The 5227-nt window shown below is 77.1% G+C and carries 5 protein-coding genes; 3 read left to right on the forward strand and 2 right to left on the reverse strand.

All coding sequences use genetic code 11. The features are described 5' to 3' along the window. Positions 1 to 113 precede the first annotated feature (113 nt). On the reverse strand, positions 114 to 359 hold the full coding sequence (locus ACFU6K_RS30710) for a hypothetical protein (RefSeq protein WP_380668525.1): 246 nt from the start codon (positions 357 to 359) through the stop codon (positions 114 to 116). 208 nt (positions 360 to 567) lie between these two features. Beyond that, positions 568 to 1251: a DUF6308 family protein gene (locus tag ACFU6K_RS30715; RefSeq protein ID WP_380668527.1), complete on the reverse strand. Its 684-nt coding sequence runs from the start codon at positions 1249 to 1251 to the stop codon at positions 568 to 570. 227 nt (positions 1252 to 1478) lie between these two features. On the opposite strand from ACFU6K_RS30715, the gene ACFU6K_RS30720 reads away from it, so the two are divergent. Genes ACFU6K_RS30720 through ACFU6K_RS30730 form a run of 3 tightly spaced genes read left to right on the forward strand, consistent with a single transcriptional unit; the run spans position 1479 to position 4920 of the window. Further along, positions 1479 to 1628, forward strand: coding sequence for a hypothetical protein (locus ACFU6K_RS30720; protein ID WP_380668529.1), 150 nt, complete (start codon positions 1479 to 1481; stop codon positions 1626 to 1628). After that, a complete protein-coding gene (locus ACFU6K_RS30725) occupies positions 1628 to 4306 on the forward strand; it encodes a hypothetical protein (protein WP_380668530.1) in 2679 nt (892 codons plus the stop codon). Before ACFU6K_RS30720 ends, ACFU6K_RS30725 begins: the two co-directional genes overlap by 1 nt. Further along, on the forward strand, positions 4303 to 4920 hold the full coding sequence (locus ACFU6K_RS30730; protein WP_380668532.1) for a hypothetical protein: 618 nt from the start codon (positions 4303 to 4305) through the stop codon (positions 4918 to 4920). Before ACFU6K_RS30725 ends, ACFU6K_RS30730 begins: the two co-directional genes overlap by 4 nt. Positions 4921 to 5227 lie beyond the last annotated feature (307 nt).

Genomic DNA, 5227 nt, shown 5'->3' on the forward strand with positions numbered 1-5227 from the left:
CACCCGGGACCGGGGGCGGGCCGTGCGGGGAGCGCTGCGCCGAATGGCCGCCCGCCCGTGACCGGCGGCCACCGGGCGCGGGCGGGCGGCTGGGCTCGGGTGTCCGGGCGGCGTCAGCGGTCCGGGTGCCAGGTGGATTCGAGGGCGGTGGTGCCGTCCGGGCGGGGCACGGGGTGCCACCGGGCGCGCGGACGGGCCGGGCGGGCGGCCGGTCGCGGTGCGCCCAGGGCACCGAGCACGGTGCTGTCGAGCGGGCTGGCGGCCAGCCGGTCCAGCACCCGCGCGCAGGCGGTGCGCAGGCCGTGGCCGTGGCGTCGCGCGTCGGGGACGACGGCATGGAAGGCAGCGAGGACGGACATGCGGCTCACCTCCGGAGCGACCTGCGGTCGTGCAGGTGTGGTCCGTCCAGCTTCGGACCGTCCGGGGGCGCCGGGCTCCGGATTGACGGGCTATTGACGGCTGCCGACACTCCGCTGACGAACTGCTGACGCGGAGGCGGTTCCCGCGCCCGGCCCCGTCGGCCTCGGACCCGCTCGGTGAAGGTCCGCCTGGTGGCGGAACGCGGGGTCAGCCCGTCGCCTGCTCGGCCTCGCCCTGGTGCATCCAGGCGATGACGTCCAGCACCCGCAGCACGCCGATGTCCTCGCCGATCCCGGCCTCCGTGCGGAGCTCCGCCAACCGGGCGCGGAACGCTCCGCCGTCCGCGCGCAGGGCGTCGGCCAGCGCGGACCAGAAGGTGGTGTCGACCTTCGGCCGCCGGAAGAGGGTCTTCACCCGGACGTCGTAGACGGGTATCAGGTGCGGCCGCTTGCGGGCCAGCAGCTTGCCCGCGACGACGGGGCCGACCCCGTCCGGCTTGCCCGGGTACGCGGCGCGCGGGTTCGCCAGCCGGTCCCACAGCTCGGCGGCCGGCCCGCCGGGGGCGATCAGCGGGGCACTGGCCGGGTCCTCCAGCCGGGCGTCGCGGGGGATCGCGGACAGCAGGCGGCCCCAGTGCCCGTCGGGGTCGGTGAGCAGCTCGACGGCTCCGTGCGGTTCGACCGAGACGCTCAGCATGGTGATCGCGAGCAGGTCGTCGGCGGTGAAGGCGTCCGCCGTCTCCGGGCGGTCGCCGCCGCCGGCGAGCCGCTCGAAGTGGGCGCCCGTGTAGTACTGGTCGCCCTTCGCCCGCAGCCGGGTGAAGTAGTCGCGCAGCAGCCGGACCGAGGCCCCGGTGTCCCCGTACACCGGGGGAATCCACAGCGCTGTCATGAGAGCCCCCTTCGATCCGTGCGTCCGGGGGCAGTGTGGCAGAGGGGTCCGACAATCCGGGGCGCGGGCCGGTCCGGGGCCGACCGGGGGTGGCCGGGGGCAGACCGGGGGGCGGTCCGGAGGCCGGTGAACCGGGCCGGGGCCGGCGGCCGTAGGACCGTAGTGGGCGCGCAGCGGTGCGTCCGCGAAGCGGCGGGCGCGTCCGCGAGGAACCCGGGAGGAAGTGGATGCAGTCCCGACGCGACCAGGTGCGGGCGCACCCGGTCGTGCTGAACAGGCCGGTCCCGGATGTGCCGCGGGCGGAGCCCGACGCACCGGACACCCCCACCCGGCGCACCACCCGGGGTGCCACGACGGGCCCGGCGGAGGAGGAGTGATGGGCGCTGTGGAGGCCCCGGGGGCGGTCGGCGCCCCGACGCTGCGGGCGCTCGGCGCGCACTACGTGATCGCACCGCCCGGCGCGGAGGCCGACGGACTGGCCGAGGCGCTGGCGCCCGTACGCGCCCAGCCGGGGGCGCTGCTGCTGCTCGCCGCCGCCGAGGACGCGGCGCCCGTCCTGCTCGCCTCGCTGGACGAACTCGCCCGGGCCGCGCGCGGGCGCGACGCCGACGTGCTGGTGCTGGCCGCCTCCGGACTGGCCGCGGTCGGCCCCGACGGCCGGCGGCCCGCCGAACTGCTCGCCCGGCGCAGCGGGTTGACCGTCGTCGCACCGGACACGGTGGTCAGTGTCGAGCCGGACGGCACCCTGCCGGCCGTGGACGGGACGTGGTGGCGCTGCCGGCCCGGCGGGGGAGCGGAGCCGCTCGGCGGCCACTGGCCCGCCGACGCGACCATCACCCCGCTGGCCGGCGGGGCGTACTGGATCACCGACGCGGAGGTGGGACCGGTCCGCCCCGCCGTGCTGGACCGGGCCTTCGCGCCGCGCGACCGGCTGCTGCTGATCGTCGGCGCGCCCGCCCGGTCACTGCCCAGTGGTGCCCAACTGGCCAGTGCGGCAATGCGGTTGAAGGAGCAGGAGCCCCATCGGGAATACCTCGCACTGAGCGCGCCGTGGGCCGCGCCGCTCGAACTCATCGAGACGGCCGCCGTGCTGGCGGCCGCGCTCGGGCAGGAGGTGCGGGCGGCGATCGGCGTGCCGGTGGCCAGGACGGGCCTGCCGGGGGCGCCCGGGTGCGGCGTGCGGCACGTCCACGTGGCGCCGGACGGGGGTGAGGGCTGGGAGCCGTACCTCATCGAGTTGTCCGCCCGCCCGCGCGAACGGACCGTCACCGCCGTCGGCTGGCGCGTCGGGCCTGGCCCGGGTGTGGGGGCCGGGGTCGAGCGCTTTCCGGCTCTCCCCGGCCAGGGTGTGGGGCCCGGGGCGGGGCGCTTCCCGGCGTTTCCCGGCCCGCCGGTGGGTCCCGGCGTGGGGCGTTACCCGGCCTTCCCGGGCCCGGCCGTGGGTCCGGGGCGTTTCCCGGCTCTCCCCGGCCCGGCCGCAGGGCCCGGCGCGGGGCGACTTCCGGCTCTCCCCGGCCCGCCCGCGCTGCCTGGGGCGGGCCGTTTTCCGGCTCTCCCCGTGCCGCCTGCGGTTCTCGGGGCGGCGCGCTACCCGGCCTTCCCCGGCTGGGAGGTGGAAGCGGTGGCGGCCGGACTGTGGCTGCGCCCGGCCGCGACCCCGGAGCGGGGCCCCCGGCTGCGTCGGCCGGATCCGGCACGGCCCGTGCTGGTCGTGGGCACGCCGGGCCGCCCGGTTCCGGATGCGGTCTGGGACCACCTCGGTGCGGTGCTGGGCTCGCTCCCGGCCGGGCCGGTACGTCTCGCGCTCGTGGTGGCGGGGGTGCTGGACGTGGAGTCGGCCGCGGTGGGGCGGTTCTGCGCGCGGATGTACGGGTTGGACTGGGTCGGGGAGGAGGCGGTCGAGGCCGCGGCGGGGCGGGTGGCCGTGCTCGGTTCCGAGCCGGTGGCGGCTCCGAATCCCGGTGCCACGGTGCCGACTTCGGACGGGGCGTCGGTGGCGGAGGCTCCTGGGGAGGCCGATGAAGGAACAATATTGGCCCCTGAGGTCGCCGCGGAGGAGCCTGAGGCGGAGGAGCCGGTTACCGAAGTCCTGCCAACAGAGCAAGAGTTGTTCTCTGAGCCTGAGGTGGAGGAGTCAGCCACCGGAACCCCGGCTGTCGAGCCTGAGCCCGAGCCTGAGCCCGAGCCCGAGCCCGTAATGCCCGCTGCGGCGCCCCCGTCCCCGACGCCGGAGCCGGAGCCTGAGCCCGAGCCCGAGCCGTCGAAGTCCGCCACCGCCGCCGGGGACGGCGAGGCCCTGGTGGCCCAACTCGGCTCCGCCTACGAGCGCTTGGCGCAGCGGGCCGAGGACGTCGCCACCCGGCTGCCCGCCCTGCGCGCCCAGGCGGAGGACGGCGAGCAGGGGCCCGAGCTGGTCGCCCTCCTGCTGCATGCCGGTGACTCCGGCCCCCTGGCCCCGCGCGCCGAACTCCTCGCGGCGGCCCGCTCCGGCGAGCCCGGCCGCTACGGCCCGTACCTGCGCTGCCTGGCCGCCGGCCTGCGGCGGCTGCCCGGGTACTACGGCGGTGTGCTGGTCGCGGGCCCGGCGCAGGACTGCGACCTCGCCGCGTACGCCCCGGGCACGGTGCTGACCGAGCGGGCCCCGGTGACCGCCCTGGCGGTGCCCGAAGCGGACCTGGGGGAGGACGTCGGGATCGAGTTCGCCATCTGGTCCGTCGGCGGCCGCCGCAGCTCGGCCTTCGGCGAGCCGGGCGACCCGCCCGTGGTGGTCTTCCTCCCGGGTGCGGAGTTCGAGGTGGTCGAGGTCGAGCCGGCGGACCCGGAGGAGGGCCGTCCGGCCCGGGTCCTGCTCCACGAGATCGGCGGGGTCCGCCCGAGCCCCGAGCGGCTGCGCACCTGGCTCGCCCGCCGCGACGCCGTCGCCCCCGCTGACCGCGTCCGCCCGGCCGACCCCTCCCGCTACGCCCTCGCCCTGGGCGTCGGCTCCGGCACCGACCGACTGTCGGTGGGGCCGGGTACGGTGCGTCCCGGAGCCGGACCACAGGAGGGGTCATGAGAGCAGACGAAGCGTCCGTCGCCGCGCTGAAAGCCGTCATGTCGCCGCACGACGGCGCCGACGAGCGGGTGGACTGGGCCGCGGTGGGCCAGGCCTGGGGCGTCCGGTTCCCCGCCGACTACATGGCGTTCATGGCCACGTACGGGGCCGGTGGAATCGACGAGGCGTTCAGCGTCCTGGCCCCCGAGGCGAGCACGGAGCCGCCCGAGGGCTCGGGCTTCGGCAGCGCGGCCGGGGAGACCGGCATCATGCGGAGCATCTGGTCGACCGAGGGCGGGCCGACCGGCGTCGAGGCCGGGCCGGACTCCGTGATCGCGTGGGGAGTGAGCTGCGGAGCGGACATCCTCGGCGGGCTCACGGTCGACGAGGACCCCGACAAGTGGCCGGTCCTGGTGTGGGAGCGCCACGGGTCGCCGAACTGGCAGCTCTACGACTGCGGGATGGCGGAGTTCCTGCGCCGCCTGTTCACCGGGGGCTTCGACCGTTGTCCGCTCAGCGACGCCTCCCTCTGGGGCGAGCCGTCCCCGCACTTCGTCCACTGGCGTGAGGAGCAGCGCCGCATCGAGGAGCGGTTGGACCCGTACACCGGAGAGCCGCTCTCCTGGTCCTTCTGAACCACCCGGTGAACCCCGCGCGGGCGGCCGGCCGTCGGACGGAACGTAGGGACGTGGTCGGCGGGAGGGGCGTGGGGCGGGACCCGGCCGGTGGCGGGCGCGGAGCCGGTCCGGACGACCGGGCCCGAGGCGCGCCGATTTCGGCTGAACCGGTGGGGCCGTGCGGGCCGTAGCTCCCCACAGGAGTGTCATCGAGCACAGGGGATGCATGGTGGGCGAGGAGCAGCGCGGCGGGCCGGAGCGGAGGCCGGGCGGCTTCCGGCTCCCGGCGGTGAACTGGGCGTTGGCGGCCGAGGCGGACCAGGGG

Source organism: Kitasatospora sp. NPDC057512, assembly GCF_042802135.1.
In the GTDB taxonomy this organism is placed as follows: Bacteria; Actinomycetota; Actinomycetes; order Streptomycetales; family Streptomycetaceae; genus Kitasatospora.